A 25,749-nucleotide genomic window follows, 5' to 3' on the forward strand; every position below is an offset into this window, starting at 1 on the left:
TTCTCGATTTGTGGCAGGCGGGTGACCTGGTCAGCGGATTTCCGGCGAAAAGGTGTCACTGAGTAGCTGCCGGGTCACGTCGGCGAGTTGCCCGGCCCAGCGCCGGTAGCCCTCCGGGCCGGGGTGGAAACGGTCCTCGGCGAAGGTCGCGGGGTCGAGCATCGCGGCGGGCATCGGGACGTGGACGACGCCGGGCAGCGACGCCAGCCGGGCGGCCGCGGCGTCGAGGACGGCCGACCGGGCGCCGAGGACGTCCCGCAGCGGACGTGGCAGGGCGGGGAACCGGCCCATCGGCGGCACCCCGGCCAGCACCACCGGGATCCGGCCGGCGCGGCGTCGCAGCGAGACGATGAGATCGAGCAGGTCACGCCGGTAACGCGCGGCCGAGTGGAGTTCGATCGTGTCGTTGACGCCGAGCGCGATCACCACGACGTCGGCGGGTTGGAGCAGCGGCAGCAGTTCCTCGCGCACCACTCGCGCGTTGGCCCCGGTCTTGCCGATGGCCTGCCAGGCGACGGCGCGGCCGTCCCGCGCGAGTTCCTCCGCGAGCCGTCCGGTCAGCGCCTCGGCGTGCGTCGCCGCGCCGACGCCGTCCACAGTGGACTCACCGAGCACCGCGAGCCGCAGCGGGCGGCCCTCGCCGTTCACGAGGCCGCTGACCGGGCCTGTCGCGCCGGGCAGCCTGGGCGTCGTACGGCGCACCCGGACCGCTTGCGCGAGGAGGATCGGGGCGAGTACCACCGCACGGCTCATCACCCCGCGACCCTACTTCCGCGTCCGGTCCTCCGGTGGCGTTGGTCGTGAGTGGCGATTCGGGTTAGAACCCGAATCGCCACTCACGACCAACTGCACCGAACGGCCACCCGCGCCCCCCGGTCACTTGCCCTTTTCGGCCCGCATCGCGTGCCACTTCGCGTACATGTCGTTGAGTTCCTTGATCATGAAGCTCAGGAAGTCCCGCATCTCCGCGACCCGCTCGCCTGCCGGCGTGCCCTCGCCGAGCGCCGAAACGCCCTCGTCGGCGGCGTCGCGCCACAGGGTGATCATGCGGTCGCGTTTCATGAAGGTGGCGTACCAGAGGTCGTCGAACAGCCGGTAGTGGTCGCGGCGCGAGCCCGGCTCGCGTTCCTTGGCGACCAGTCCGATCTGTTCCAGGTAGCGCACGGCGCCGGAGATCGCGGCGGGGCTCACCGAAAGCTGGTCGGCCAGTTCGGCCGAGGTCAGGCGGCCGCTGTCCGTGGTCATCAACGCGGCGAACACCCGCGCGGGCATCCGCTGCATCCCGATCTGGGAAAGCGTGAGACCCAGGTGTTCCACGTAGCGGCGGACGGCGTCCTCGTCTCTCTGGGTGCTTGAAGCACTCTCAGGCGTCGTCATGGGCACATCCTCTCGCACAACCCCCAGAGTGATCACAGCATCCATACGTTTTCTTAACTTCACAACTTTGTGAAATCACTGTACCTTCAGTCGCATGGAAAACGCCATCTCCATCGCCGGCCTCCACAAATCCTTCGGCCGGACCAAGGCTCTCGACGGCCTTGATCTGCGGGTTCCCGCTGGGGAGGTGCACGGCTTCCTCGGCCCGAACGGCGCGGGGAAGTCGACCACCGTCCGGGTCCTGCTCGGCCTGCTCCACGCGGACTCGGGCGACGTGCGCCTGCTCGGCGGCGACCCCTGGAAGGACGCGGCGAGGCTGCACCGGCGCCTCGCCTACGTCCCCGGCGACGTCAACCTCTGGCCCAACCTCTCCGGCGGCGAGGTGATCGATCTGCTGGGGCGGCTGCGGGGTGGGCTCGATCAGCGCCGCCGCAAGGATCTCATCGAGCGGTTCGACCTCGACCCCAAGAAGAAGGGGCGCACCTACTCCAAGGGCAACCGGCAGAAGGTCGCCATCGTGGCCGCGCTGGCCTCGCACGTGGACCTGCTGATCCTCGACGAGCCGACCTCCGGCCTCGACCCGCTGATGGAGGCCACCTTCCAGTACGCGATCCAGGAGGAGCGCGAGCAGGGCCGCACGGTGCTGCTGTCGAGCCACATCCTGGCCGAGGTCGAGGCGCTCTGCGACAAGGTCAGCATCATCCGCAACGGCCGCACCGTGGAAACCGGCACGCTGGCCGACCTCCGGCATCTCACCAGGACGTCGATCTCGGCCGAACTCGCCGGACCGCCCAACGGGCTGACCAAGCTGGAGAACATCCACGATCTCAAGGTCGAGGGCAACCGGGTCCGGTTCGACGTCGAGACCCGTTCCCTCGACGACGCGCTGCGAAGGCTCACCGAGGTCGGCGTACGCAGCCTGACCAGCCAGCCGCCGACACTGGAAGAACTGTTCCTCCGTCACTACACCGCCGAAGCGAGCGCGAAATGACCGCGACGCTCGACCGGCCCGCGCACGCGGCCGGATCGTCGGCCACCCGGCTGGTCGGCACCTGGCAGCTGATCAGGCTGGCGCTGCGACGGGACCGGATCATCCTGACGATCTGGGTCTTCCTGCTGGGCATCGCGCCGTCGAGCACGGCCGGCACTTTCGAAACGCTGTACCCGACGGCCGCCGAACGCGCCGGGCTCACCGCGAGCATGGGCGCCAACCCGTCGATCGCGGTGATCTACGGACCGGCCTTCGACCTCTCGACGGCGGGTGGATTCACCTCCTGGCGGCTCGGCGGGTTCCTGGCGCTGCTCGTCGCGTTGATGGCGGTTTTCACCGTCACGAGGCACACCCGGGCGGAGGAGGACTCCGGCCGCGCCGAACTGCTCGCGTCCGCGGTGGTCGGCCGGTACGCCGCGCTGACCGCGGCCATGTCCGTCGCCGGTGGCGCGAGTGTCCTCATCGGACTGATCGAGACCGGGCTGATGATCGGCGCGAAGATGCCGTCGGCCGGGGCCTTCGCGCTCGGTGGCGCCACCGCGGTGACCGGACTGGTCTTCACCGCGATCGGGGCGGTCGCCGTACAGGTCGCCGAATACTCGCGGACGGCCAACGGGATCGGCGCCACCGCCGTCGGGGTCGCGTTCCTGCTTCGTGCGGTGGGCGACTCGACGGCCGACGCGGGCTGGGTCTCGTGGCTGTCCCCGCTCGGCTGGGCGCAGCAGATCCGGCCGTTCGCGGACGAGCGCTGGTGGGTGTTCGTGCTGCCGCTCGCCGCGGCCGCGGCCGTCGGCGCGATCGGCTACGCGCTGATCCCGCGGCGTGACGTCGGCACCGGCCTCCTTCCGCCGAGGCCCGGTCCTGCCGAAGCGGCCGCGTCGCTGCGAAGCCCATTCGCGCTGGCGTGGCGGTTGCACCGGGGGCCGTTGATCGGCTGGCTGATCGGGACGGCCGTCTGCGCCGGGGTGTTCGGTTCGATCGCGAACGGCATCGGCGACCTCGTCGGGCAGAGCGAGCAGGCGCGGGAGATCTTCCAGCGGATGGGTGGCACCGACGCGCTGGTCGACGCCTTCATGGCGGCGATGGCGGGCATGTTCGCGATGGTCGTCGCGCTCTACGGGGTGCAGGCCGCGCTGCGGATCCGCGCCGAGGAGACCGCGGTCCGCGTCGAGCCGCTGCTCGCCACGGGTGTCGGCAGGCTTCGGGTGCTGGGGAGCCATCTCGTGTTCGCCTTCGGCGGCACCGCGCTGATGATGCTCGTCAGCGGTGTCCTCTTGGGACTGACGAACGGGATGCGGGCCGGGGACGTCGGCGGCTCGGTCGGTGACCTGGTGGTCGCCTCGCTCGCGCAACTCCCGGCGGTGTGGGTGATCGTCGGACTCACCGTGACGCTGTTCGGCCTGGCGCCGAAGTTCTCGACGGCGGCGTGGGCGATCGCCGGGCTGGCGTTGCTGCTCAGCCTGTTCGGCCCGGTGCTGAACCTGCCGGGGGTCCTGCTCGACGTCTCGCCGTTCTCGCACGTGCCGAAACTGCCCGCCGCGGAGTTCACCGCGACCCCGTTGAGCTGGCTCGCGGGGGTGGCGGCGGTCGCGCTCGCGGCCGGGGTCGCCGGCTGGCGACGCCGAGACGTCGGCTAGCCGGGCCGTGAAGGCCGCTCATCGGGGGGCGGCCTTCACGGTTGTTGCCGTACCTCGCCTCCCGGGCCGACGACGAGTTTCGCGACCGGCACCCCGCCGCCGCACTCCTCACCTGCCGGGTAGGCGAGCACCGGCGTCACGTCGAGGAAGTGGGGTTTCCCGTCGTCGAAGGTCACCGTGGTCTTCACCGGCGTGAGCGGCAGCCCGGGAACGGGCACGGCCGCGTGTTTGCCACCGGTGGGCACCGCCTTCCCCGAGCACACGTCGCCTACGCACCCCTCGTCCTCGGTGCGGCTGCCCGGCGTCAACTCGGTGGCTTTGGTCACGCATTTCCCCGCCCAGCAGAACTCCATCGACACGCGGGTGAGTCCGGCGGCCGTCTCGGGCGGGACGTCGAGCGACACTCCCTCCATCAGTGCCATGGCGGGGCAGTCTTTGCCACCGCCGTCACCGGAGGACTGGCCGCACGCGGTCAGTGTCGCGAGCAGGAGTACGAAAACCGGTAGCCGCCGCATACCGGGCAGACGGGACGAGGGGCCGTCCGGGTTGCGTCAGTCGCGCCGGAATTCCGTGACCAGGTGCGCAGGCCGTCCAGCACGACGCGGACGAGGTTCCTGCTTTCCGGCGAATACCGTTCCGCGGCGAGACAACCGGCGATCAGGGCACGCAGGTCGTCACCGTCGATGTCCTCGCGCACCGCCCCGGCGGCCTGCGCCCGGAACAGCAGCGCCTGCAGTGCCGACCGAAAGTCGGAGCCCGCGCTCGCCTTGAAACCCAGCCCGGTCGTCTCGGCGAGCGCGTCGCAAAGGGCCCGGTTGAGGGACGCCTGTTTGACGACGCGTTCGAAGAAGTCGAAGAACACCGCGCCGGGATCTTCGGCGGTCAGCAGGTCGCGTGCTTCCCGCGCGAACTGCTCGACGCGCTCCAGGACGACGGCTTGGAAGAGGGCTTCCTTACTGGGGAAATGCCGGTACACCGTGCCCGCGCCGACCCCGGCGAGGCGCGCGATCTCGTCGAGGGGGACGGCGAGGCCGTCGAGGGCGAAGGCCTCTTCGGCCGCCGCGAGCACCTTCGCTCGGTTGCGTCGCGCGTCGGCGCGCAGCACGGGCTTGTCCACTGTTCTCCCTCGTCAACCGGGTTCGGCGTTCCGATTCAACGCCGCCGACGGCGAGCGAATTCCCCAGGGACAGACACTCAGTGGACCGCGGTCTGCGTCCCATCCGGGGTGAGGAAACCCTGGACGGTGGTGAAGAGGTAGTCCCAGACGCCCGGGATCAGCACCACCGCGGCGACCGCGAACACCGGGAAGATCAGCCGGTTCTCGACGTTCTTGCCGGTGCGGAACCGCAGCGGCTTCGGCGGCCGGATCTCGTACCAGGTCTCGCCCGCGATCGGGATCGGGAACAGGAACGGGCAACCGGACTCGGTCAGCGCGTCCCCGAGGCAGTGCACGAAACAACCGGCCGCGACGGCGATGCCGAGCCAGCCGGAGATCTCCGCGAGCTGCGCCGCCTTGTCCGGCGGCGCCGTCCACACCCACCAGCCGACCGCGGCGCCGCTGACCGGCAGGAGCCAGTCGCCGAGCGCGCCTTCCGCGAGCAGCAGGCCCAGTACGACGACGCCGAACACCGCCCACGGGCCGCCTTCGGTGGTGCCCCAAGACGTCAGGAAGCCGAGACCGACGGCGAACAGCACGGTGTGCGAGAGGTGCCGGTGCTTACCGGTGACCTTCTCGTCCCGAGGCCCCTTGGTCAGCGCGTACAGTGCCGCCGAGACACGGCGCAGCACCCAGGAGATCGCCCCGGTGAACCAGCCGAGCAGCTTCGACGCGCGAGCGCCCGGATGATCGAGGTCGGGCAAGAGCGCGAAGCCCGCCGTGGTCGCGGCGAACACGACCGCTTGGTGCACCGTGCCCGCCCCGACGACCGGTGCGAGCGCGAGGCCCGCGCACCAGCCGGTGAGGGCATGCGTCCGCCCCATCATCGTGCTGCCCCCAGGTGTCGCGGATCAAGAGCCCACGACCGTAGCGGGGGATCAGGCGGGGGGCTCCTCCGACACGCTGAGGTGCTCGGCGACGCCGGTGAGTTCGATCACTCGGCTCACCTGCGCGCTGGGCACCACTTCGAGCTCCACCTTCTTCTCGGCGGCCTGGCGCTGTGCCTGGAGCACCACGTTCAGCGCCGAGGAGTCGAAGAAGGTCACCCCGGTCAGGTCGGCGACGACCCGGCCGGACGGTTTGTCCGTGATCAGGGCCCCGAGGGTCTCCTGGAGCTGCGGGCTCGTCAACAGGTCGAGCTCACCGGTGACCACCACGCGCGGTGCTGACGCGTCGGTGTCCAGCGTGATGCTGAAACCGGGCGGCGTGGTGTTCTGCTCCGCTGCGGGCATGCACATTCTCCTCATCAGGTGAGAACCAGCGCTCAGCGCCGGAGCTCGCCTGTGGTCTCAAGCTACGGCCGCGCCCAGTCCGGACACGGACGCACGCTCTTCTTCGGCGGGTAGGCGTGGCTGTCCCCGCAACGACAGTCCCAACCCTAACCCAGCCCGGGCGGCGCGCCACGATCGCCGTCGCGCGCGTCGCCGACCGGTGTCCGGAACGTGCTCAATGCGCGGTCAACGGCTGGCGCCCGGCGCGGCGTTCCCGCAGGAACAACTCGCGGCGCTCGATCTCGCCGAGACCGCCCCAGATGCCGTACGGCTCCTGCACCGCCAGCGCGTGCTTGCGGCACTGCGCCAGCACGGGGCAGGTTTGGCAGATCGCCTTGGCACGGGATTCGCGCCGCTCACGTGCCGAACCGCGCTCGTTGTCCGTATGGAAGAACAAGCTGCTGTCGGCGCCTCGGCACGACCCACGGAGCTGCCAATCCCACTCTTCCGCCACCACGTTCGGCAGCCGGCTCACGTCAGCCATGTCGGTCCCCGCCTTCCAAGGAGATCGTTTGTCGCCGGTTACATGCCCGCCGCCTGTGCGAGTCAAACGTGGGTTTGGTTTGCTCACACCCAGGGCAACCGAGCAGACGGCAGCGCGCAGCCGGAGAGAGGACCAACACGTGGTGGACAACACCCCGCCCAGCGGCGAGGGCGCTCAACTCATCGAGGTACGCACGGCCGCGGTACCGCACGTGGTACCGACTCTCCGGACGATCGTCGCGGACATCGCGATGCGTCAGGATTTCGACCTGGACGCCGTCGAGGATCTCCGGATGGCGGTGGACGAGGCCTGCTCCATGCTGCTCCCCTCGGCCGCCGACGGGCACTTGACCTGCGTCTTCTCCTGGAAGGACGGCCGGATCGAGGTGACCGTCTCGGTCATGTCCGATTCTCCGGAGCCCGACGACGAGACCGGGCTGTCCTGGCAGTTGCTCACCGCGCTGGCGACCTCCGCGCGGCGGAGTGTCACCCCGGCCGACGGCGGCTACCTCTCCAGGGTCGAGCTCATCCGGGAAAGCGAGGCGGCCCGGCCGTGAGCGATCCCGTCGGGCAAGACGGCGCGGACGTTCCGGCCCTGTTCGAGCGCATGTGCGCGCTGCCCGCGGACGACCCCGAGCGTGAACGGCTCCGGGACGACCTGGTGCGCGCCCATCTGGAACTCGCGCGCAACCTGGCGCGCAAGTTCCGCAACCGGGACGAGTCGATGGAGGACCTGGTCCAGATCGCGACGATCGGGCTGATCCACGCCGTCGACCGGTTCGATCCCGCCCAGGGCAGCGACTTCCTCGCCTTCGCGGTGCCGACCATCTCCGGTGAGCTTCGTCACCATTTCCGCGACAACAGCTGGTCGGTCCGGGTCCCGCGGCGGCTCAAGGAGCTGAACGCGAACATCTCGGCCGCGCGCGAGGAGCTGACGATCCGGCTTTCGCGCGCGCCGAAACCCAGTGAGATCGCCGCTCACCTCGGTGTCGGCGTCGACGAGGTCTTCGAAGGCCTCCGCGCCGGTCAAGGCCGCTATGGGGCTTCGCTGGACAACCTGCTGGAGAACTCGGCGCACACCCGCTTCGGCGAGGCGGACGCCAACCTGAGCCAGGCGGAGCTGCGCGAGGCGCTGCGCCCGATGCTGGAACGCCTCCCCGACCGCGAACGCAAGATCGTCGCGCTGCGGTTCGGGTCCGGGATGAGTCAGTCGGATATCGCCCGGCGGGTCGGGGTTTCCCAGATGCAGGTGTCCCGGCTGCTGGCCTCCACCCTCCAGAAGATGCGTGAGGGGCTGACGGAAACCGAACTCACCGACGGAGTTTGATTCGACCGTCGCCCTTGTGGGTACCAGGGAGACGAACAGCCGGATTTGGGAGTCTCTCGCGAGGGGAGGTGCGCAACCATGACGATGTTTAAGACGCGATCGGAGGGCTCGTTGCCGGTGGTCTCCCTGCCCCTCCCGGTCGATGTCACCGCCCCCGCGGTCGCGCGGCAGGCGGTCCGGGCGACACTCGCGAGCCTCGGTCTCGACGACCGGGCGGCGGACGACGTCCTGCTGGCGACCTCCGAACTGGTGACGAACGCCTTCGAACACGGCGAGAAGCCCGACAAGCTCGAAGTCGAGTACTCGGAAGGCAGGCTCACTCTGCGGGTCTTCGACTCCGGCTCGGGTCGGCCGAAGCTGAAGGAACCCTCTCCGATGGCGGCACGCAGCCGCGGGCTCCAGCTGGTGCACGCGTTGTCCGAGGACTGGGGACACGAGCTGTATCCGGGTGGCAAGTACGTCTGGGCGGTCTTCAGCCTGCACCGGAACTCCGCCTCAGGCTGAGCGCGGCGTCCGTTTCCCCGATCCGTTCCCGGAGCGACTTCCGCTCCAAGGCTTCGATGGCGGCCACCAACACCTCCCTGAGCGGGTACGGCAGTTCGGCTTCCAGCTGGTCGGCCGCGGCGCTGGTCGCCGCCCACTCGGCTTCGAGCGTCGGCATCAGCCGCCGCGTCTTCTCGGTCAGCGAAACGATCCTCTGCCGGGCGTCGGTCCCGCGTTCGAGCGAGACGAGGTCTTGGCGCGCCATCTGCGCGACCGTCTGGCTGGCCGCGGAATGCGTCACCCCGACCTCGGCGGCGAGGTCGCGGATGGACAGCGGCCCGCGCGCGACGATCGCGCGGACGACCGGGGTGAACCGGGGGCGGTAGTCCTCCAGCCCGATGTCCTGGAGGAACGCGGAGACGTCCGCTTCGGTCACTTCGAGGAAATGCCTCAGCAGCGTGCCCATCCCTCGTTCCCGCGACGGTCCGCCCACCGGCGGATCATAGCTAGGATCGGTGCTCATGGAGACACGGAAGATCGCCCGGCTCGGCCGGGACGTCGGTGTGGTGGGACTCGGCTGCTGGCAGCTCGGCGCGGACTGGGGCACGGTCGACGAGGCCGACGCGCTCGCCGTCCTGCACGCCGCGGCGGATTCCGGGGTCACCTTCTTCGACACCGCCGACGTCTACGGCGACGGCCGCAGCGAGCGGCTCGTCGGCCGCTTCCGTGCGGAACGCGGCGACGACGCGATCTTCGTCGCCACCAAGATGGGGCGCCGTGCCGAGCAGGTGCTGGAAAACTACGTCGCCGAGAACTTCCGCGCCTGGAACGACCGTTCGCGCGCGAACCTCGGCATGGACACGCTCGATCTCGTGCAACTCCACTGCCCGCCGACGCCGGTGTACTCGTCCGACGCGGTGTACGACGCTCTCGACGCGATGGTCGACGAAGGCCGCATCAAGGCGTACGGCGTCAGCGTCGAGACTTGCGAAGAGGCCTTGACCGCGCTCGCGCGGCCGAACGTGGCCTCGGTGCAGATCATCTTGAACTGCTTACGGCTCAAGCCACTCGAGCAGGTGCTCCCGGCCGCAGAGAAGGCGGGCGCGGGGATCATCGCGCGTGTCCCGCTCGCGTCGGGCCTGCTTTCCGGCCGCTACACCGCCTCGACCACCTTCGGCGAGGACGACCACCGCAACTACAACCGCCAGGGCGCCGCCTTCGACGTCGGCGAAACCTTCTCCGGCGTGCCGTATGACGTCGGCCTCGAAGCGGTGGAGCGCCTGCGGAAGTTCGTCCCGGAAGGGCGGACGCTCGCGCAGTTCGCGCTGCGGTGGATCATCGACCGGCCCGGGGTCAGCGTCGTCATCCCTGGCGCGCGCAATGCAGAACAGGCGAAGGCGAACAGTTCGGCGGCCGGACTGGCCCCACTGACGGCCGAAGCCACGGCAGCGGTCGAAGCGGTCTACGACGAGCTGCTGAAACCGTTGATCCATCCGCGTTGGTGATCTCGGACATAATCGCGGGATGATGACGCCCGAAGAGCTGCTGACGACCACCCGGACCGTCCGCAAACGACTCGACCTCACCCGGCCGGTTCCGCTTGAACTGGTGAAACACGCCCTGCAGGTCGCGCTGCAGGCGCCGAGCGGGTCGAACACCCAGCGCTGGCACTGGCTCGTGATCACCGATCCGGGGCAACGGGCCGAACTCGGCAAGCTCTACCAGCGAGCGTGCCGCGAGTACCTGGATTCTCCGAACGCGGCCGGGAAACTGTTCGCGGACGACCCGGAGCGCTCGAAGGTCCAGAAGCGCGTCGGCTCCAGCGTCGAGTACCTGGCCGACAAGATGGGCGAGGTGCCGGTGCACGTCATCCCGTGCCTGGAGACGAAGAGCGCCGAGCTGCCCGCCGGCAACCAGGCGGGGCTGTGGGGGAACCTGCTGCCCGCCGTGTGGAGCTACATGCTCGCGGCGCGCGCCGTCACCCTGGGCACGGCGTGGACGACGCTGCACCTCGCGTACGAGAAGGAGGCCGCGGAGATCCTCGGCCTACCGGAGAACGTGCACCAGGCAGCGCTCATCCCGACCGCGTTCTACACGGGCGACACCTTCAAGCCCGCTCCGCGTCAGCCGCTCGAAGACGTCATGCACCTGGAACGCTGGTGAGGTAGGCCTCCAAGCGGTCCGCCAAGGCCTTCGGATGGCTCAACGGCACGGAATGCGAGCCTTCGATCTCGTCGGGCGCGAAACCGAGCCTTTCCTGGACGACCCGGCGCTGGAACTCAGGCGTGAAGAACCGGTCTTCGCGCGCGATGAGGACCTTCGTCGGGACGTCCGGCCACTCTTCCAACGGCCATGGCTGTCCCCACTCGGCGCTGACCTGGTTCCTCCCGTGCGAGCCTGCCTCCGCGATGAGGTCCGCCGGGACGCCGTTGAAGAACTTTTCCTCGTCGCTGAGATCCTTCGCGTCCTGGAAACCGGTGTTGCCCCACCAGTCCCCCGGCGTCTCGCCCGGCTTCGGGATCATCGGCGTCAGCAGTACGAGCAGCCGTGCCGAATGCTTTTCGGCGACCAGCGGCGCGGTGAAACCGCCGTAGGAATGGCCGAGCACCACCAGGTCGCCGCGGTCGCCGATCGCCTTCGTCACGGCGTCGACATGCTCGGTGAAGCCCGCCTTCTCGTCTTCGATCGGCAGGTTCACCGCGACGACGTCGTGCCCTCGGCCGGTCAGTTCCGCTTTCAGGAGGTGGAAGTCCCAGACGCTGCCGCCACCGCCGTGGATCAGTACGAAAGTCGCCATCGGCACAGCTAAGCCGAAGCCGGGGGGATCAGCAACGACCGAGCATGTCGCTCAGTGCCGTCTTCTCCGCCGTGGTGATCGTGAGGCTGTAGTAATGCTTCACGGTGATCCAGTCCGTGGCGTAGGTGCACCAGAAGGACACGAGCGGCGGCTTCCACTGATCCGGCGCCTTGTCGCTCTTCTCCTGGTTGACGTTGTCGGTGACGGCGAACAGCTGCGGCCGGGTCAGGTCGTTCGCGAACTGGCGGCGCTTCTCGTCGGTCCACGACTTCGCGCCGCTGACCCAGCTTTGGGCGAGCGGGACCATGTGGTCGATGTCGACGTCGTCCGGCTTGGTCCAGGTCTCGCCGTCGTAGATGCTCGTCCAGCTACCGGAGGTCGGGGCGCAGTCGGAGCCGGCCTTGACGTCCTTGCCGTCCCGCTTGAGGACGAACTCGCGCGTGTTGCAGTTGTTCCCCTGGTTGTCCCAATGCGGGTACTTCTTGCGGTCGTAGCCGTCCATCGAACCGCGCGGCGCGACGGTGAGCTCGTCCAGTTGCTTGCGCGCGTCGGCGGCGCTCGCCGGGTTCGAAGGCGTCGGCTGCAGCGCGGCGCCCTTGCCGGACACGAACCAGAACACCGCGAGCACCACGGCGAACAGCGTGATCAGCAGGAGCAGTCGTTGCGCCGTGGTCATCTGCCGGGTACGCGTGGCCACCGCGCGATTCCTCTCGACGGGGTTGGGGAGCGACCAAGTATCGCCTCGCGACGGGACGGAACCGGGGTGCGACACGGTGATGACAGCGGGCAACGTGATCCAGGGCACTCCGCGAGGTCGGCTACGGTCAGGCCGTGAACGAGGCATTGATCGGTATCAAGACGGCGAATTGGGCGACCATCGCGGTCCACCGGAGGATCCTCGTGATCGCGCACAACGTCACCACGGTGAGCCGCCTGCTCGACGTACTCCCCGCCTTCGAGAGCGATTTCCGCGTCCAGGTCGTGTTCACCTGTGCCGAGGATCCGTTCCAGCACGGCCTGCGCGAACTTCTCGACACGCTGGGGATGGCCGTCATCGCGTGGGAGGACGCCAAGCGGTACGCGTTCGACCTGGTCGTCACGGCGAGCCACCACGGCGGGATCACCGATATCACCGGCCCCAAGGTCATTCTTTCCCACGGAATAGGATATACTAAATACTCGCCTGGAAATCGGAAATCGGAAATCGGAAATCGGAAATCGGCAAATCTTCGGCCTTTCGCCACAATGGCTGCTGTACGACGGCGAACCGATCGCCGAAGCCTTCATCCTCTCCCATACCGCCCAGCTGGACCTGCTCACCAAGACGGTGCCCGCGGCGGCGGAGAAGGCCGTGGTCGCCGGAGATCCTTGCTACGACCGGATTCTCGCCGGTCTGCCGTACCGCGAGCGGTATCGCGAAGCACTGGGTTCCGGTGACCGCAAGGTCGTCCTGACGTCGTCGACGTGGTGGTCGAACGCCCTGCTCGGCTCCTGGCCGGATTTCCTCCGGACCCTGCTTTCCGCGCTGCCCATCGACGAATTCCAGGTACTCGCGGTCGTTCACCCCAACGTCCGGCACGGTCACAGCCCGTGGCAGCTGAACACCTGGCTGGCCGACAGCGTCCGGTCCGGCTTGGTCGTACTGTCCGAAGTGGACGATTGGCAGGCGGGACTCGCCGCCGCGGACCTGATCGTCGGCGACCATGGCTCGGTGACGGGATACGGTGCGGCACTGGCGAAACCGACGGCGTTGGCGGCCTTCGGCGACGACGACGTCGCACCGGGAACGGCCGTCTCCGTGCTCGGCGAGACCGCGCCCCGCCTCGATCGTCGCCGCCCGCTGCTCCCCCAGGTCAGACGAGTTCTCGACGAGTACCGTCCGGACGATTTCGCGGGCGTCACCGACCTGGTCACGTCGATGCCAGGCCAATCCCTCCAACGGCTCCGGGATGTCTTCTACCGGTTGCTCGGCCTTTCCGAGCCAGTGAACGAGATTCCGCTCGCTCCGGCGCCTGCCCCTCGGCTCACCGTCCTGCCGTCCCATCGCGTCGCCGCCGAGGTGGAGCACGAAATCGACCGGGCCACGCGGTGCGTCCGGTTGGTCAGGTACCCGGCCGAACTTCGGCGCGGTACCGGAACCGATCAGCGGTGGTCCTGCCCGGACGACCACCCGATCCGCTCGATTCGCGCCGGCGCCTCGGTGCTGACCGGGGCAGGCGTCGTCGCCGGAATTCGTGAGGGGATCTTCGGAGCCGTCCTCGGTGCGGGGAAGAGCGTCGTGACGACGCCGTCGGGGCACCGCGTCGAACTGACCGGGCCTGGCCCCGTCGAGGTACACGCCTCGGTCGTCCGCGCTTGGCTGGACGACGGTCATCCGCTCGAGGACCTCGCTCCGTCGATCACGGTCGAACTCGGCCCGGCCCGTTACGAGCTCGACGTCACTCTTCGCTGAGCGCGGCGCGGATCTCCTCGGCCTGCTTCGCCATTCCCAACCGTTCGAAGAGGGCCAACGCCGGGACCAGCAACTCGTCGGCGTCTTCGCCGAGTTCGCGCAGGATCAGGCCGAGCCGGCCGCCCGAAAGCGCCTTGTTGGCGTCTTCACGGTCGGCGACCCGGAAGAATTCCCAGGCCGCCGCGGCGGGTTCCCGCGCGTCCTCGAAGCGGCCACGTTTGAACAGCACCCGGCCGGTGTGCATGTCGAGCAACGCCAGGGCCCGCTTCTGCCGCGAAACCTCCATCGAAGCCACCGCTTCCCGCGATTTTCCGAAGAGTTCGAGTGCGAACTCGTGGTTGCCGCGGGCTTCCTGGGCCAGGGCGTACCAGTCGTAGGTGCTCTGCCGCCCCGGCGGGTGATCGAGATCCAGAGCCTGCTCGACATACGCGTCGGTCTGATCGAATTCTTCTGCCGCTTCATGGAGGCCGGCGAGGTCACGGAGGACCTGCCAGCGAGCCGCCGGTTCGGTCCAGCGCCCGAGGATCTCGTGATAGGCGTCGATGACCTCGTCGTGCCGCCTGGTCTGATAACCGAAGTACCACAAGGAGAACGGGAAGATCGCCCCGATCTCCTCGGTCGGCAGCGCACGGGCCTCCTTGGCGGCGGCCACGAAATTAGGCCATTCCTTCGTGAACTCGGCCCAGGCGTCGCCTGGAAAGGCATCGATCTCGGCGTAGTGGCTTTCCGCCGGGATCGGAGCGGGCCGGTTCGACAGTGCCTTGTCCACCGAAACCGCCAGCCGCCAGTACCACTGGACGGCCTTCGTGGCGACGCCCGCGAAATCGGGCTCGTCGAACTCGGAAAGCGCCTTGTCCTTGGCGAATTCGCGAAGGAGGCTGTGATAGCGATACCTTCCGGGGCCGGTGCGTTCGAGGAGATTGTCCTTGGCCAGCCGCTCCAGCAAGCGTTTGGTGTGGGGCGCCGGCCGCCTGAGGACCGCCGCGGCGACGGCCGTCCCGAAATCGGCGCCCGGAAGCAGGCTCAAGGCCTTGAAAGCGAACGAGTCATCCTCGGTCAATTCGCCGTATGCCAGGTCGAAGATCTTGAGAACCGGATGTTCGTCGTCGAGTTCGAGAGCGGACAAGGGGTTTCCGGCGCTCAGTTCGGCGACGTACTCGGCGGGCGTGCCGCCCGGATCACCCAACCGCACCGCGGCGACGGAAAGGGCGAGCGGCAGCCCCTCGCAGATCCGGGTGACGACCTGGATCTCGCGCTCGCCGACCACGGTCCCCGTGCGCTTGAGGACCAGTTCGGCGGCCGCCTCCGGCCCGAAGGTGTCGACCGTGGACATGGTGAAACCGTTCATCCGCAGCCTGTCGAAACTGCTGCGGCTGGTGACGACGACGGCGAGCTGGGGCGAGGCGAACAGCAGCGGCAGCACCTGATCGGCCGCGGCGACGTCGTCCAGGTACAGCAGCACCTTGTGGCCGGCGAGCCGGTTGCGCAGGGCCGCGATCCGGCGGTCGTCCTTGGCAGGCACGGCTTCTCCGACCACCCCGAGGTCTTCGAGAAGGCGCAGAGCGATCTCCGGGGCCTCCAGGCGTTCCCTCGCGCCCCGCGAACCCAGCGTGTCGCAGAAGAGGACGATCTCGTAGTGTTCGGCGATCTCGTGACAGACCTCGGTGGCCAGCACGGTCTTCCCGACGCCTTGGGGGCCGGTGAACACGGTCAGATGAGGCTGCCCACCGGAGCGCGCCTCTTCGTTGCGCCGCCGGAATTCCGCGCGTTCGGGGCCGCGGTCCACGAAATACGGATTCCGCATCTCTGCGAGCACGGAGACGCTCCTTCCCCCTCGGGCATTCGGCTCCGACCCTACCGCGAGGTGATCTCGAAGCGTGATGACTTCAGCACTTCCCGTTCGCGTCCTGGAGTACGTCGGCGGCCAGTGCGGCGGCCGGATACGCCGCCAGCCGCGACCGCATCGACGTCGTCTTCGCCAGGACACGGCCGTCGCTGAGCAGGCGTTCGACGGCCGACGCGGGCGAAGTCGCCGGATCCCAGACGTGCGCGAGCCCTAGTTCGTCGAGTCTGCGCGCGGTGGCGCGCTGCTCCCGGCTTCGCGGCGCGACCAGCATCCGCACGCCCCTGACCAGTGCTTCCTGCGCGGAATTCATTCCACCGTGGGTCAGGAACACGTCGACCTCGGGCAGCAGCTGCCACTGCGGCAGCCACCGACGCGCGATCACGTTGGCAGGTAACGGGCCGAGCGCGGCGGGCGGGGTGTGCGACGTCGCGATCAGCACGGTCCACTCCGTGCCCGAGAAGGCCCGCGCGATCCGCCGGAAGAACTCCGGCGGCCTGGCGAAGACGGTACCGGGCGACACCAGCAACGTCGGCCCGTCGGGCGCCGGACAGTCCTCAGGGGCGGCCGGGGCGATCAGCGGCCCCACGAAACTGAATCGCGTGCCGAAGCGATGCGCCCGCGGTTGCAGTTCAGGAAGGGCGTTGACCAGCACCGGACCGGAACCGGACGTGGTGCGGGCATGGGTCGTCCAGAACGTGACGACCGGCAGGGCGTGCCGCCGCGCGAGACGACGTGCCCACGGGACCATCGGGTCGGCGATCACCAGTCCGGGCCGGGCGCGGGTGAATTCCCGCTCACACCGGCGGGCCGCGGCCGCCCAGGCGACCCGGCGGCGCGTCCGATCCCGGATCCAGGTGGCGATCTCGGGCGGCCGCGCCGTCGGCGCCACCCGCACCACATGGTCGGGCGATGAGACGACCGGCTCGGCGCCCGTCCGCCGTACGACGTCCTCGAATCGCCTGCCGGAGAGGACCACCCGGACCCGGTTTCCCCTGGCCACCAGTTCGACGAGGACCGGGAGCATCGGATTCACATGTCCGTGCGCGGTGTACGGCACGAAGACACAGTCCATCATCGGTCGATCATCACTGTCCGCGTGAGCCCGGGTTCTCCGGGTAGTCGTTGTCACATCCGCGCCCTGATCAGCGACTACCCAAGGACGCTGCCGGAAAGGAGCGGGTTTGTGGGCGCCGAAAAACGCAAATGGAACACCCGGGTCGACGACTATCTGAATCGGAAGGCCGCGGAGCGCGGGCACGTGATCGCCATGGCACGGATGGGAGCCACCGCGCTCGAACGCGGTGACCTCGACGAGGCCGAGTCGTGGTTCCGCAAGGCCGCCGCGGGCGGGGACCGGGTCTCGATGGGCAACCTGGCGCACCTCCTGCGCGAACGCGGAGCGCCCGAACAGGCCGAACGCTGGTACCGGGAAGCGGCGACGGCCGGTGATTCGCATGCCATGGCGCATCTGGGAAATCTCTGTGCGCGGCGCGGAAAACTGGACGACGCCGAGGACTGGTGGCGTCGGGCCGCTGGTGAAGGCCGGGTCGAGGCGATGGCGGAACTCAGCCGGTTCCTGCACCGGCGCGGTGAACTCCAGGAGGCCGAGCACTGGGCGGGACAGGCCGCGGAGGCGGGCAACGTCGAAGGGATGATCACGCTCGGCGCGTTGCTGTGCGACTCCGGCCGGACCCGGGAAGCGGAACCCTGGTGGCGCAAGGCGGGCGAAGAGGCCGACGCGGCCGCGCTGTGCAAACTCGGCCACCAGGCCCAGCAACGGGACGACCTCACGCGCGCCGAAAGCTGCTACCGCGCGGCCGCGGCGGCCGGTGCTCCCGATGCCGCCGTCCGCCTCGGCCTGGTGCTGCACCGGCGCGGTGAACTCGACGCCGCCGAGCATTGGTATCTGAAGGCCGCGAAACGGGGCGACGCCGCGGCGATGACGAACCTCGGCGTACTCGCCAACGACCGGAACGACCCCGGCGAAGCCACCGCCTGGTACCGGAAGGCCGCCGAACTCGGCAGCGTCCCCGCCTACACCAACCTCGGGAGGCTCGCCGCCGACCACGGGAACTTCCAGGAGGCGGAGCACTGGTTCCGCGCGGCCGCCGACACCGGCGACGAGGCCGGGCAACGGGATTTGGAGGAGCTGTACCGCAACTCCGGCGCCCGGCACCGTCAGCAGTACTAGGGCGTGGTCCGCATCGCCGCGAAGCCCTCGCGCAGCCGCTGGAGTTTGCGGCTGCGGTACGGGTCCTCGCCGTCGTCGAGGCGCCACCGCTCCTCGACGCCGGCTCGGAACACCGCGAGGCCTTCGAAGCCGAGCCCTGCGGTGAAGTCCGCGATGCTCACGTCGACGCGGCCCGACCCGTCGAGATCGAGACGGAGCAACCATTCCGCGAGCTCCTTGGGCTCCGGCGGCGAGTCCGCGCAGGCCTCGGCGTACAACGCGAGCGCCCTCCTCACCTCGTCGCTGAGCGTCCCGAAGGAGTCGTCGACGAAGTCCAGCGCCTCCACGACCAGCTCGACGACGCGGCACAACAGCGGCCCGTCCATGACCTCCTCGGCGGTGGCGAGCACTTCGCGGACCTTCTCGGCGTACGCGAGCGTGCCCTGGAACCCGACGAAACCCCGCAGTCGTAACGTCCCCTCGACATGACGCCGCAACGCGTCGAGGTCGTCGCGGCCGGCTTTGAGCGACAGCTTGCGGAACAGGACGGGATCTTCGTTCGCGTGCCCGACGAGCAGTTCGACCAGCTCGGCACGGGTGAGGGTTTCGACGTATCCGCGGATGTCGGCCGCGCCGCCGTCCGCCGCGCCTTCGAGGACGAGCAGGCCGACGGCCACGCAATGCTTACAGAAGAAGCCATCCGCCGCGTGCGGGCAGGAGCACTCGCCGACCAGCTCGCCGTCGACGTTGCGCAACCGGACCGTGTACCGGTCGGTGCCGCTGACCACCGCCGTGACCCCGCCCGCGACGTCGTCCAGCGTCTCGACCGACTCCAGGTACTTGACCCCGCGCGCGAACGAGACGTCACCTGCCTGCCTGCGGAGTTCGTCCTCGCTGAACCACGTCACCGGCCTATTGAACCCCTTGCGTCGGCGGCCCGAGAAACAACCCGCCGCTCGCGTCGAGGACCTGGCCGGTCACCCAACGGGCGTCGTCGGAGGCGAGGAACGCCACGACGTCCGCTATGTCTTGTGCGGTGCCGAGCCTTTGGTGTGCGGTGAGGGTTTTGATGGCTGCTTCCAGCTCCGGCGTGAAGATCGCTTCGTTGTCCGCGGTCCTGGTAGCGCCCGGCGCGACGGCGTTGACCGTGATCCCGCGCGGGCCGAGCTGCTGGGCGAGCGTGCGGGTCATGGTCTCGAGGGCGCCCTTGGTCATCGCGAACGAGGTCTGCGCCGGATTGGCCATCCGCGTGGCGACCGAGGAGATGTTGACGATGCGGCCGCCGTCGTTCAGCGGCGCTCGCTGGATGAGGAAGTACGGCGCTTTCACGTTCACCGCCATCAAGTGATCGAAGCTCTCGGGCGTGTCCGTCTCGATCGGCCCTGCCGGCGGAGCCGCGGCGTTGTTGACCAGGATGTCGAGGGTCTCGATGCCCTCCAGGGCCTTGTCGACACCTTCCATGGTCGACAAGTCGGCCTGCTCGCTTGATCGCTTGATCGTTCGGATGCCGTCTCTCTCCAGCCTCCGCGCGATCGCCGCCCCTATCCCCCGCGAAGCTCCCGTCACCAATGCGGTCTTCATACGCACCCCAGATGTTAGTGACTAACACTTTGGTAGTGTCTACCATGTGAGCCTCCGCGACCGCCAGCGCGCCGAAACCCGGCTCGTGATCCAGACCCACGCCATCCGCCTCTTCACCGACGTCGGCTACGACGCCACCACCGTCAACGACGTCGCCGCGGCCGCCGGGGTCTCGGCGATGACGGTCTACCGGCACTTCCCGACGAAGGAAGACCTGGTTCTCTACGACGAATACGACCCTGTGACGGCTTCTGCCGTACTTGAGCAGCCTGTTTCCCTGTCGCTTTCCGCGCGCATCGGCGGCGCTTTGGAGGCGACCGCCGCTTTGGGCTCTACGCAGGAGAAGGCGTTCCTCCTGGCGCGGCTACGGCTGATGATCTCGGTCCCGGCGCTGCGGGCGCGGCATCTGGACAGCCAGTACGCGACAGCCGATGCGATCGTGGCGGCTCTCGGTTGTTCCTCCGCCGATGAGGAGTTTCGGGTGCGGGCTACGGCCATGGCTTGCCTGGGGGCGGCGCATGTGGCGCTGGTGCGGTGGGCCGAAACTGGCGGGGAGGGGGATCTGCCGGGGTTGATCCGGGAGGCGCTGAGGAGCGTGTTCGGGGACTAACGGAAAGTGTCAGACCCGATCCGTAGCATCGAACCCATGTTCGACAACCTCTCGCACTTTGCCCACCGCGCTCTCCACGTCCTCGTGTTCCCAGATGCGCACGACCCGCCACCCGGCCTCACCCAGGGCCGCGTCAGCCAACCGATCGCGTTCGATGTTCCGCCGTAGCTTCGGTGTCCAGTACCACTCGTTTCGTGTGGGCTCACGTCCATGCTCAGGGCACACATGCCAGAAGCATCCATCGACGAAGACAGCGACCTTACGCCGCGTGAACACGATGTCGGGCCGCACACGAACACCGGTTGGCAAGTCGAGCCGATGGTCCTTGCGGTAGCGAAAGCCAAGCCGGTGCAATGCCTGACGCAGCGCGACCTCAGGTTTGGTATCAGACCGACGATTCGCCCGCATGTTGCGCGATCGCCCCGCGTTCAGCGGCGCGGGAGATCGCCGCTGCCCGGACTCCCGCCGGGCCGGCTCGACACCATCACTCTCCGACACGTTCACCAACCACCAGACCAATCACAGCTCTGCGTCCCGCGTGAGGCAAGATACCGACAGGCCGCCCACCCGCGCAGATAGAGAGGAGCATCGATGAGCACATACGATGTGGTCGAGATCTGCGCAGGCGCCGGCGGGCAAGCCCTGGGCCTCGAAAAGGCCGGGTTCGAGCATGCCCTTGCCGTGGAACTCGACACACACGCCTGCAACACACTTCGAGCCAACAGGCCCAGTTGGAAGGTCGTGGAAGCCGACGTAGCCGACCACTCGGAATGGCGCCCAGCCGACTATGAGGGCGTATCACTGCTGGCCGGCGGCGTACCCTGCCCACCTTTCTCGATCGCGGGCAAGCAACTCGGCGCGAACGACGAACGCGACCTCTTCGCCTGGGCGGTGGAGCAAGTCACCGTGATCCAGCCTCGTGCGCTCATGCTCGAGAACGTCCGGGGGCTGAGCATGCCCCGCTTCGCCGGGTATCGCCAGCATGTGCTCGACCGCCTGGCAGGGCTCGGATACATCGCCGAGTGGCGGCTACTGCACGCGTCGGATTTCGGTGTAGCGCAGTTACGTCCACGTTTTATCCTCATCGCGCTCAAGGCTAAGGATGCTCCCTACTTCCACTGGCCGGAACACACAGGGACGCCTCCAACGGTCGGCGAAACCTTGATCGACCTGATGGCCGCAGATGGCTGGAAGGGCGCCAAGGCGTGGTCGAAGAAGGCAAACAAGATCGCACCGACCATCGTCGGCGGTTCGAAGAAACACGGCGGAGCCGATCTGGGCCCGACACGCGCAAAACGCGCCTGGGCCGAAATAGGTGTAGACGCGCTCGGAGTCGCTGATGCTCCTCCAACGTCGGACCACCCTGTGGACTTCATCCCGAAGCTGACGACGGAAATGGTCGCTCGCATCCAGGGCTGGTCTGACGATTACCCGTGGGAATTCACTGGACGGAAGACGTCCAGGTACCGGCAGATCGGCAACGCCTTCCCCCCGCCGGTCGCTCGCGCGGTTGGCGAAGCGATCATCCGTGCGTTCAACCGGGAAGGCGAGCCCAAGAAGATGGAGAGCGCCGAGCGCGATCCGGTTTACAAAGCTCTCCGCGAAGCCGAGGGCTTCCTCACTCCCGAACGCCTGATGAAGCTCGTCGGACTCACCGATCCCGCAGAACTCGAACGCCGGATCGGCCTGCTCAGTCGCGACTTCGAGGTCGAAATCGATACCTCTAACGCTAAGACCGCCTACAAACTCGGTAACTTCAAAGCCTTTGTAGGACAAGAAGACCACGACCGGCACGATCTCTTCCTGAAGCACCGCGCGAAGATCAGCTGATGCCGGGCCGGGCCCGCAGTTCGATGCGGGCCCGGCTCCGGTTCATCCTCGGACGCGCTGGGTATAAGGCGCAAGCCGGTCCACCTCGGCCCTGATGGAGCCCGGAGGCCAAGGTTTCCAGCTTTCCGCGCGGTACCAGGTGTTGGTTCGGCCGGTGATGGGATCTCTCTTTCGCCTTGAAGAGATCTTCCAACCGAGCAAACGAAGTTCACGAAGGCGTCGCTGCCAGTCCTCCTGGTACTGATGCATCGACGCAACGACACCAATCAAGCTAGACGGAGCCCAGTCACCTCGAAACGCTTTGAGCAGCTCACCGATCCGCCCATGCGGCTCCGCGTGAGCGGAGGCGGCACGAATCTCCGCGGCGTATGCGTCATAGGTCGCGTAAAAGTCCTTCTTCCCCGAGTTGCACTCGACACAAAGCGGCTGGAGATTATCCAGTTCGTCGGTTCCACCCCACTCGCGAGGAACCTTGTGGTCGACATCGAGGACCACCCCATGGTCCAGCGGCGTTCTTCCACACTGAGCACAACGCTTCGGAGAGAGGACTTCAGCCCTGATCCTCCTGCTCAGGGCTTTCCTGGATCCGTCCTTCTTAACTTCAGACCAGCCCTCAAGCCGGTACCGATGCTCAGAGCCAGAACGAACAGCAAGAACTTGGAAGTGATCACGCAGATCACGGACCCTACGGTCCGTCTGCGACAAAGCTTCGCCAAGGACTTCGGCGATGTGCGCACGAATCTCGCGCATAGTCGGCGGATTACCCCGGCGTTCGTACAAGAACTTGTACAGCACCCGGTGTGACTCAGTTGGCAGAATCGCCAAATCTGGCGATCCGGGCTTCGGCAAAACACGCTTCTTCTGTGGCATGAGATCTATTCCTCCACCGACGCCTTGCGCTTGCGGGGAACGATGGGCGCTGGAACGACTGACTCCTCGTCGTCGCTCGCCACGACCCACAACCTTCCCTCAATCTCAGCTGTCGGCCGCTTCTCCCCCAAGTCGGCTGGTACGACCCGGGCCGCGACGACCTGCCCCTTCTTCGGAACAGGCAGCCCAAGTGAACGGGCCACCAGTGGATCGCGGTCCTGATGGCCCAGTACGAGGATGCCTTCAGGACGAAGTCCATCACGAGCACCACCTGAGTCCCGGGCACGTTTCATCGAATCGTCTTGCTGCGCGACAGTGGCAATTTCAGCCCGCCTGACGATCCTTCCCTGCACCAACCGGAAAAGTTCGTTGATCCTTGCCTGACCACTAGCACCCCTTCTACCTCGCGCACCAAAGATCCGCTCACGCTTGTCGGCGGGAAGCTCAAGGAACAGATTGGGCTCTAGTACTTTGTGGTCTTCCCACAGCGGAAGGATTGCAGCCCTTCCGGCCTTGTTGAGCGTGTTCTTGCTGTCGCGATTTGCTCCGCGGTTGAGGCACTCAGGACGAACTCTGACCAGCCCGGCGGACCAAGACTGCTTTAAGTCTTCCGCCCAAAGAAGCAAGCAAATATGACCGACTGCCTCGGGCGGAAGCATCCAACCTTTCGACATCGAATACTTGCAGTCGACGTCGATACCAGCGATCTTGTAGTCCATCACGGCGCCGTCTTCGAACCCGAATTCACGATGCAGATTGATCTCAATCAGTGTTCCCATATAGGTCTTTTCGGTCTTGTGCAATTGGTCAAAGGACCATCTGCCCGTACGCTGACCATCATAAAGTTGATCGAGCGTGTCCCGAAGGACCGCAGCAACCCTGTCCCCAGAAGGATCTCTTCGATAAAGCTCATCTCTCACCGCCAGCACCTCGGAATCAGCGGCGGCAAGGTCAGACAGCCCAGGAAGCATTAATTCCCCCTCAAGAAATTGAATGGAAAAATTGTGTCACCTGAGATCAAGAGGAAAGCGAGCGCCCCAACCGTCGCATGATCTCCTCGCGCTGAGCACCAGGAAGCTGCCAAAGATGCGACATCGCCCGCTCAACCCGGCTTTGCTCCCGCTTTCCAGCAACAAGCCAGGCAAGCAGCATTTGCTTGTCTTTACGAGGAAGTTCCGTAATCTCGTCCCACACCTGGCGCTCACTGAACCTGGGAGACGCCAGATGCTTGGCCGTCTCGTTGCACCGCGAGCATTCGGTCACGAGATTTTCCTCGCCTGAAGCGGATCCATACTTGTGCGGCTCGACATGACCGATGGTCAGCCGCGCCGCCGCTTCCGTCTCATCGGGATAGAGCTCTCCTGGCAAGATCCCGCAGCGAACGCACCGGTGGTTGTCCCGCTCGAACACCCTCCGGCGAGTCGCAGCCGTGATGACCCTCAACCCCGCGGCGCGGTGCTCCTTTTCCCATACCGGCTTTCCGATCTTCTCCAGAAGAAGCTCACCTGGAGCAAGGCCACCACGATCGCGATAGGTCAGGATCGACCATCCGGCAGGCCGGAGATCGCGCATACGCCTGTCAATCTGTTCCACTCCCGGGATCGCTTCCCGAAGCTGCCGCTTCACGAAGCGCCCGCCCTCACCCACCTCATCGGCGAGCCAGAGCGCGACCCTCACCCGCGTCCCCAGATTCGGGTTCCTCCAGTCAGGCTTAGCCCCAGCATCGTCAGAAGACACCACTACCTCCGAAGCACGCGAAGTGACCTTCGCACCGTACGCCGCCGAAGCTTGCTTCGGCAAGTAGTGGCACCAGTGCCGCCGTACGCGTACACCGTCCCAGCAGCTAAGTCACTAGTCATCAGGCCCACGACAGTTCGTCCTCCAATCGCAAGAGCAGCTATGACGGAGAGGGCGCAGCGCCAGCATCCGGCATCGGGCGGGCTGTCACGCGCGCGTCGATTCATGACCGGGATCTTCACTGCGCCTTGGCTGACAAACTCTGACCTGCGAAAGCTCCCCTTGTTGAGGCAATCGGTTCAGGCACGGACGATGTCAGAGCCCTGCACGTGACCCTCGAACAGAGCTCCAACCATGTCCAGAGCTCCTACTGTGCGCCTGGCAGACGTGCCAGCCGGTTCGCATGTTCAGCAATGCTCTCTACCGCTGGCAGATGCACAGTCCCGTACTCCACTGCGGGCGCAAGTTCGATGTCACTGAATGTGAAGGCTGGTTCAGCGTCTTTGAGTAGCAGTACCGGAGACTTTTTCCTCCCTTGCGAACCGAGTGCAAATTCGGAGTTGCCTACGCGAATACTCAAGATATGGCGACCAACCCAGCAGTCAGTCCTGAATAGCGCATCAGCAAGAGGATGTGCACGTGCATCGATACTAAATGTACGGAGATGCACCAGCGTATAAATGTCTCGGACGATCCCGTAATAAGCATTCCCAACGCGCCAAGTCAAGGCGTCTTTGACCACAGACCGCTTAGCCCCATCTTTTTCAAGCTTCCACAAAAGCTCCGCAGCTTCTTTGCCGAGCATTGCCCAGCCTTCTTCCGTCGCAGTGTAGAAGTGATGGAATTCTTGCCATGTTGGCAGTTTACCCATCTTTTCCAGCAAGAAATGCAGGAGATGAGTAAAGGCATAAGACGGATTCCAGTTTCTCGCCGCTTGAATACTCTCAGCTACCCGCCGGTCTATTTCACCGAGGGGATGGTCACTCTGCTGGAACGTCTGGTTAAGATCGTCGACACTAAGAGAATAGAGTGCTCTTGACTTATGGTTACGCACAGTCTGAATTACACCAGCGCGCCGCAGGCGACTTCGACTGCACCAGCTGTCATAGGCCGCCCGGCTTCCTGGCGCCG

Annotated in this window: 30 protein-coding genes and 1 pseudogene; 11 read left to right on the forward strand and 20 right to left on the reverse strand. The window is 67.0% G+C overall.

The features are described from left to right. Window positions 1-30 precede the first annotated feature (30 nt). Together ACZ54P_RS00130 and ACZ54P_RS00135 are read right to left on the reverse strand one after the other, a co-directional pair. Window positions 31-756 carry an SGNH/GDSL hydrolase family protein gene (locus ACZ54P_RS00130; RefSeq protein WP_465459375.1) on the reverse strand — a complete coding sequence of 242 codons (726 nt, stop codon included), beginning with the start codon at window positions 754-756 and terminating at the stop codon, window positions 31-33. A gap of 120 nt (window positions 757-876) precedes the next feature. Further along, a complete protein-coding gene (locus tag ACZ54P_RS00135; protein ID WP_465459376.1) occupies window positions 877-1,377 on the reverse strand; it encodes a GbsR/MarR family transcriptional regulator in 501 nt (166 codons plus the stop codon). A 94-nt stretch (window positions 1,378-1,471) separates the two neighbouring features. On the opposite strand from ACZ54P_RS00135, the gene ACZ54P_RS00140 reads away from it, so the two are divergent. Together ACZ54P_RS00140 and ACZ54P_RS00145 are read left to right on the forward strand one after the other, a co-directional pair. Continuing rightward, the gene (locus ACZ54P_RS00140; protein ID WP_465459377.1) at window positions 1,472-2,368 is read left to right on the forward strand and encodes an ABC transporter ATP-binding protein; all 897 of its coding nucleotides are present in this window, start codon (window positions 1,472-1,474) and stop codon (window positions 2,366-2,368) included. Beyond that, window positions 2,365-4,005, forward strand: a complete 1,641-nt coding sequence (locus ACZ54P_RS00145) for an ABC transporter permease (protein WP_465459378.1) — start codon at window positions 2,365-2,367, stop codon at window positions 4,003-4,005. Before ACZ54P_RS00140 ends, ACZ54P_RS00145 begins: the two co-directional genes overlap by 4 nt. A gap of 35 nt (window positions 4,006-4,040) precedes the next feature. Here the strand turns inward: ACZ54P_RS00145 and ACZ54P_RS00150 are convergent, their stop codons facing one another. The 5 genes and pseudogenes from ACZ54P_RS00150 to ACZ54P_RS00170 form a co-directional block, all read right to left on the reverse strand. Further along, window positions 4,041-4,427, reverse strand: a complete 387-nt coding sequence (locus ACZ54P_RS00150) for a hypothetical protein (RefSeq protein WP_465459379.1) — start codon at window positions 4,425-4,427, stop codon at window positions 4,041-4,043. A gap of 155 nt (window positions 4,428-4,582) precedes the next feature. Beyond that, window positions 4,583-5,122, reverse strand: a pseudogene (locus ACZ54P_RS00155) (TetR/AcrR family transcriptional regulator); the annotation flags it as partial. A 77-nt stretch (window positions 5,123-5,199) separates the two neighbouring features. Next, window positions 5,200-5,985, reverse strand: coding sequence for a metal-dependent hydrolase (locus ACZ54P_RS00160; RefSeq protein WP_465459380.1), 786 nt, complete (start codon window positions 5,983-5,985; stop codon window positions 5,200-5,202). Between the two features lie 54 nt (window positions 5,986-6,039). After that, entirely contained in the window at window positions 6,040-6,393 is a 354-nt protein-coding gene (locus tag ACZ54P_RS00165; protein ID WP_465459381.1) for an STAS domain-containing protein, read from the reverse strand. Window positions 6,394-6,607: 214 nt separating this feature from the next. Beyond that, window positions 6,608-6,916, reverse strand: a complete 309-nt coding sequence (locus ACZ54P_RS00170) for a WhiB family transcriptional regulator (protein ID WP_465459382.1) — start codon at window positions 6,914-6,916, stop codon at window positions 6,608-6,610. Between the two features lie 139 nt (window positions 6,917-7,055). On the opposite strand from ACZ54P_RS00170, the gene ACZ54P_RS00175 reads away from it, so the two are divergent. From ACZ54P_RS00175 to ACZ54P_RS00185, 3 genes are all read left to right on the forward strand, one after another. Continuing rightward, a complete protein-coding gene (locus tag ACZ54P_RS00175; RefSeq protein WP_465459383.1) occupies window positions 7,056-7,472 on the forward strand; it encodes an anti-sigma factor in 417 nt (138 codons plus the stop codon). Continuing rightward, on the forward strand, window positions 7,469-8,242 hold the full coding sequence (locus ACZ54P_RS00180) for a SigB/SigF/SigG family RNA polymerase sigma factor (RefSeq protein WP_465459384.1): 774 nt from the start codon (window positions 7,469-7,471) through the stop codon (window positions 8,240-8,242). The genes ACZ54P_RS00175 and ACZ54P_RS00180 overlap by 4 nt, the downstream gene beginning before the upstream one ends. A gap of 78 nt (window positions 8,243-8,320) precedes the next feature. After that, window positions 8,321-8,746 (forward strand): ATP-binding protein, encoded by a 426-nt coding sequence (locus ACZ54P_RS00185; protein ID WP_465459385.1) that lies wholly within the window; start codon window positions 8,321-8,323, stop codon window positions 8,744-8,746. Here ACZ54P_RS00185 and ACZ54P_RS00190 read toward each other — a convergent pair. After that, a complete protein-coding gene (locus ACZ54P_RS00190) occupies window positions 8,715-9,191 on the reverse strand; it encodes a MarR family winged helix-turn-helix transcriptional regulator (protein WP_465460185.1) in 477 nt (158 codons plus the stop codon). The two genes, ACZ54P_RS00185 and ACZ54P_RS00190, sit on opposite strands and share 32 nt — an antisense overlap. A gap of 55 nt (window positions 9,192-9,246) precedes the next feature. Between ACZ54P_RS00190 and ACZ54P_RS00195 the strand changes: the two genes are divergently transcribed. Next, window positions 9,247-10,230 (forward strand): aldo/keto reductase, encoded by a 984-nt coding sequence (locus tag ACZ54P_RS00195; protein ID WP_465459386.1) that lies wholly within the window; start codon window positions 9,247-9,249, stop codon window positions 10,228-10,230. 22 nt (window positions 10,231-10,252) lie between these two features. Further along, window positions 10,253-10,888, forward strand: a complete 636-nt coding sequence (locus tag ACZ54P_RS00200) for a nitroreductase family protein (protein WP_465460186.1) — start codon at window positions 10,253-10,255, stop codon at window positions 10,886-10,888. Here the strand turns inward: ACZ54P_RS00200 and ACZ54P_RS00205 are convergent. From ACZ54P_RS00205 to ACZ54P_RS00215, 3 genes are all read right to left on the reverse strand, one after another. Then, window positions 10,866-11,522 (reverse strand): alpha/beta fold hydrolase, encoded by a 657-nt coding sequence (locus ACZ54P_RS00205; RefSeq protein ID WP_465459387.1) that lies wholly within the window; start codon window positions 11,520-11,522, stop codon window positions 10,866-10,868. The two genes, ACZ54P_RS00200 and ACZ54P_RS00205, sit on opposite strands and share 23 nt — an antisense overlap. Window positions 11,523-11,550: 28 nt before the next feature. Continuing rightward, on the reverse strand, window positions 11,551-12,198 hold the full coding sequence (locus tag ACZ54P_RS00210) for an HNH endonuclease family protein (protein WP_465460187.1): 648 nt from the start codon (window positions 12,196-12,198) through the stop codon (window positions 11,551-11,553). 148 nt (window positions 12,199-12,346) lie between these two features. Further along, window positions 12,347-12,670: a hypothetical protein gene (locus ACZ54P_RS00215; protein ID WP_465459388.1), complete on the reverse strand. Its 324-nt coding sequence runs from the start codon at window positions 12,668-12,670 to the stop codon at window positions 12,347-12,349. 179 nt (window positions 12,671-12,849) lie between these two features. On the opposite strand from ACZ54P_RS00215, the gene ACZ54P_RS00220 reads away from it, so the two are divergent. Beyond that, window positions 12,850-13,974, forward strand: coding sequence for a hypothetical protein (locus tag ACZ54P_RS00220; protein WP_465459389.1), 1,125 nt, complete (start codon window positions 12,850-12,852; stop codon window positions 13,972-13,974). Here the strand turns inward: ACZ54P_RS00220 and ACZ54P_RS00225 are convergent. Both ACZ54P_RS00225 and ACZ54P_RS00230 read right to left on the reverse strand, forming a co-directional pair. Next, entirely contained in the window at window positions 13,961-15,790 is a 1,830-nt protein-coding gene (locus tag ACZ54P_RS00225; protein WP_465459390.1) for an NB-ARC domain-containing protein, read from the reverse strand. The genes ACZ54P_RS00220 and ACZ54P_RS00225 overlap by 14 nt on opposite strands. Before the next feature lie 70 nt (window positions 15,791-15,860). Further along, the gene (locus ACZ54P_RS00230; protein WP_465459391.1) at window positions 15,861-16,895 is read right to left on the reverse strand and encodes a nucleotide disphospho-sugar-binding domain-containing protein; all 1,035 of its coding nucleotides are present in this window, start codon (window positions 16,893-16,895) and stop codon (window positions 15,861-15,863) included. Between the two features lie 108 nt (window positions 16,896-17,003). Between ACZ54P_RS00230 and ACZ54P_RS00235 the strand changes: the two genes are divergently transcribed. Beyond that, window positions 17,004-18,011: a tetratricopeptide repeat protein gene (locus ACZ54P_RS00235; protein WP_465459392.1), complete on the forward strand. Its 1,008-nt coding sequence runs from the start codon at window positions 17,004-17,006 to the stop codon at window positions 18,009-18,011. Here ACZ54P_RS00235 and ACZ54P_RS00240 read toward each other — a convergent pair. Both ACZ54P_RS00240 and ACZ54P_RS00245 read right to left on the reverse strand, forming a co-directional pair. Next, a complete protein-coding gene (locus tag ACZ54P_RS00240) occupies window positions 18,008-18,898 on the reverse strand; it encodes an SWIM zinc finger family protein (RefSeq protein WP_465459393.1) in 891 nt (296 codons plus the stop codon). The genes ACZ54P_RS00235 and ACZ54P_RS00240 overlap by 4 nt on opposite strands. A 4-nt stretch (window positions 18,899-18,902) precedes the next feature. Further along, a complete protein-coding gene (locus tag ACZ54P_RS00245) occupies window positions 18,903-19,571 on the reverse strand; it encodes an SDR family oxidoreductase (RefSeq protein ID WP_465459394.1) in 669 nt (222 codons plus the stop codon). 46 nt (window positions 19,572-19,617) lie between these two features. On the opposite strand from ACZ54P_RS00245, the gene ACZ54P_RS00250 reads away from it, so the two are divergent. After that, on the forward strand, window positions 19,618-20,181 hold the full coding sequence (locus tag ACZ54P_RS00250; protein ID WP_465459395.1) for a TetR/AcrR family transcriptional regulator: 564 nt from the start codon (window positions 19,618-19,620) through the stop codon (window positions 20,179-20,181). 9 nt (window positions 20,182-20,190) lie between these two features. Here ACZ54P_RS00250 and ACZ54P_RS00255 read toward each other — a convergent pair whose 3' ends face one another. Continuing rightward, entirely contained in the window at window positions 20,191-20,685 is a 495-nt protein-coding gene (locus ACZ54P_RS00255; RefSeq protein ID WP_465459396.1) for a very short patch repair endonuclease, read from the reverse strand. Between the two features lie 87 nt (window positions 20,686-20,772). Between ACZ54P_RS00255 and ACZ54P_RS00260 the strand changes: the two genes are divergently transcribed. Next, window positions 20,773-22,011, forward strand: a complete 1,239-nt coding sequence (locus ACZ54P_RS00260; protein ID WP_465459397.1) for a DNA cytosine methyltransferase — start codon at window positions 20,773-20,775, stop codon at window positions 22,009-22,011. Window positions 22,012-22,053: 42 nt separating this feature from the next. On the opposite strand, the gene ACZ54P_RS00265 is transcribed toward ACZ54P_RS00260, so the two are convergent. The 4 genes from ACZ54P_RS00265 to ACZ54P_RS00280 all read right to left on the reverse strand — a co-directional run bounded on the left by ACZ54P_RS00265 (window position 22,054) and on the right by ACZ54P_RS00280 (window position 25,672). Then, window positions 22,054-22,881, reverse strand: coding sequence for an HNH endonuclease (locus tag ACZ54P_RS00265; RefSeq protein ID WP_465459398.1), 828 nt, complete (start codon window positions 22,879-22,881; stop codon window positions 22,054-22,056). 5 nt (window positions 22,882-22,886) lie between these two features. Next, on the reverse strand, window positions 22,887-23,852 hold the full coding sequence (locus ACZ54P_RS00270) for a NaeI family type II restriction endonuclease (protein ID WP_465459399.1): 966 nt from the start codon (window positions 23,850-23,852) through the stop codon (window positions 22,887-22,889). Between the two features lie 46 nt (window positions 23,853-23,898). Then, a complete protein-coding gene (locus tag ACZ54P_RS00275; protein WP_465459400.1) occupies window positions 23,899-24,558 on the reverse strand; it encodes an HNH endonuclease in 660 nt (219 codons plus the stop codon). 427 nt (window positions 24,559-24,985) lie between these two features. After that, window positions 24,986-25,672 carry a hypothetical protein gene (locus tag ACZ54P_RS00280; protein WP_465459401.1) on the reverse strand — a complete coding sequence of 229 codons (687 nt, stop codon included), beginning with the start codon at window positions 25,670-25,672 and terminating at the stop codon, window positions 24,986-24,988. Between the last annotated feature and the right edge of the window lie 77 nt (window positions 25,673-25,749).

This window comes from Amycolatopsis sp. NPDC034160, assembly GCF_055575355.1.

Excerpts from the sequence above, each read along its gene's own strand:
- ACZ54P_RS00135 (WP_465459376.1), bottom strand. The coding sequence starts at position 1,377 with ATGACGACGCCTGAGAGTGCTTCAAGCACCCAGAGAGACGAGGACGCC.
- ACZ54P_RS00140 (WP_465459377.1), top strand. The coding sequence starts at position 1,472 with ATGGAAAACGCCATCTCCATCGCCGGCCTCCACAAATCCTTCGGCCGG.
- ACZ54P_RS00145 (WP_465459378.1), top strand. The coding sequence starts at position 2,365 with ATGACCGCGACGCTCGACCGGCCCGCGCACGCGGCCGGATCGTCGGCC.
- ACZ54P_RS00150 (WP_465459379.1), bottom strand. The coding sequence starts at position 4,427 with ATGGCACTGATGGAGGGAGTGTCGCTCGACGTCCCGCCCGAGACGGCC.
- ACZ54P_RS00160 (WP_465459380.1), bottom strand. The coding sequence starts at position 5,985 with ATGGGGCGGACGCATGCCCTCACCGGCTGGTGCGCGGGCCTCGCGCTC.
- ACZ54P_RS00165 (WP_465459381.1), bottom strand. The coding sequence starts at position 6,393 with ATGCCCGCAGCGGAGCAGAACACCACGCCGCCCGGTTTCAGCATCACG.
- ACZ54P_RS00170 (WP_465459382.1), bottom strand. The coding sequence starts at position 6,916 with ATGGCTGACGTGAGCCGGCTGCCGAACGTGGTGGCGGAAGAGTGGGAT.
- ACZ54P_RS00185 (WP_465459385.1), top strand. The coding sequence starts at position 8,321 with ATGACGATGTTTAAGACGCGATCGGAGGGCTCGTTGCCGGTGGTCTCC.
- ACZ54P_RS00190 (WP_465460185.1), bottom strand. The coding sequence starts at position 9,191 with ATGGGCACGCTGCTGAGGCATTTCCTCGAAGTGACCGAAGCGGACGTC.
- ACZ54P_RS00195 (WP_465459386.1), top strand. The coding sequence starts at position 9,247 with ATGGAGACACGGAAGATCGCCCGGCTCGGCCGGGACGTCGGTGTGGTG.
- ACZ54P_RS00200 (WP_465460186.1), top strand. The coding sequence starts at position 10,253 with ATGACGCCCGAAGAGCTGCTGACGACCACCCGGACCGTCCGCAAACGA.
- ACZ54P_RS00205 (WP_465459387.1), bottom strand. The coding sequence starts at position 11,522 with ATGGCGACTTTCGTACTGATCCACGGCGGTGGCGGCAGCGTCTGGGAC.
- ACZ54P_RS00210 (WP_465460187.1), bottom strand. The coding sequence starts at position 12,198 with ATGACCACGGCGCAACGACTGCTCCTGCTGATCACGCTGTTCGCCGTG.
- ACZ54P_RS00215 (WP_465459388.1), bottom strand. The coding sequence starts at position 12,670 with ATGACCTTGGGGCCGGTGATATCGGTGATCCCGCCGTGGTGGCTCGCC.
- ACZ54P_RS00230 (WP_465459391.1), bottom strand. The coding sequence starts at position 16,895 with ATGATGGACTGTGTCTTCGTGCCGTACACCGCGCACGGACATGTGAAT.
- ACZ54P_RS00245 (WP_465459394.1), bottom strand. The coding sequence starts at position 19,571 with ATGAAGACCGCATTGGTGACGGGAGCTTCGCGGGGGATAGGGGCGGCG.
- ACZ54P_RS00260 (WP_465459397.1), top strand. The coding sequence starts at position 20,773 with ATGAGCACATACGATGTGGTCGAGATCTGCGCAGGCGCCGGCGGGCAA.
- ACZ54P_RS00265 (WP_465459398.1), bottom strand. The coding sequence starts at position 22,881 with ATGCCACAGAAGAAGCGTGTTTTGCCGAAGCCCGGATCGCCAGATTTG.
- ACZ54P_RS00270 (WP_465459399.1), bottom strand. The coding sequence starts at position 23,852 with ATGCTTCCTGGGCTGTCTGACCTTGCCGCCGCTGATTCCGAGGTGCTG.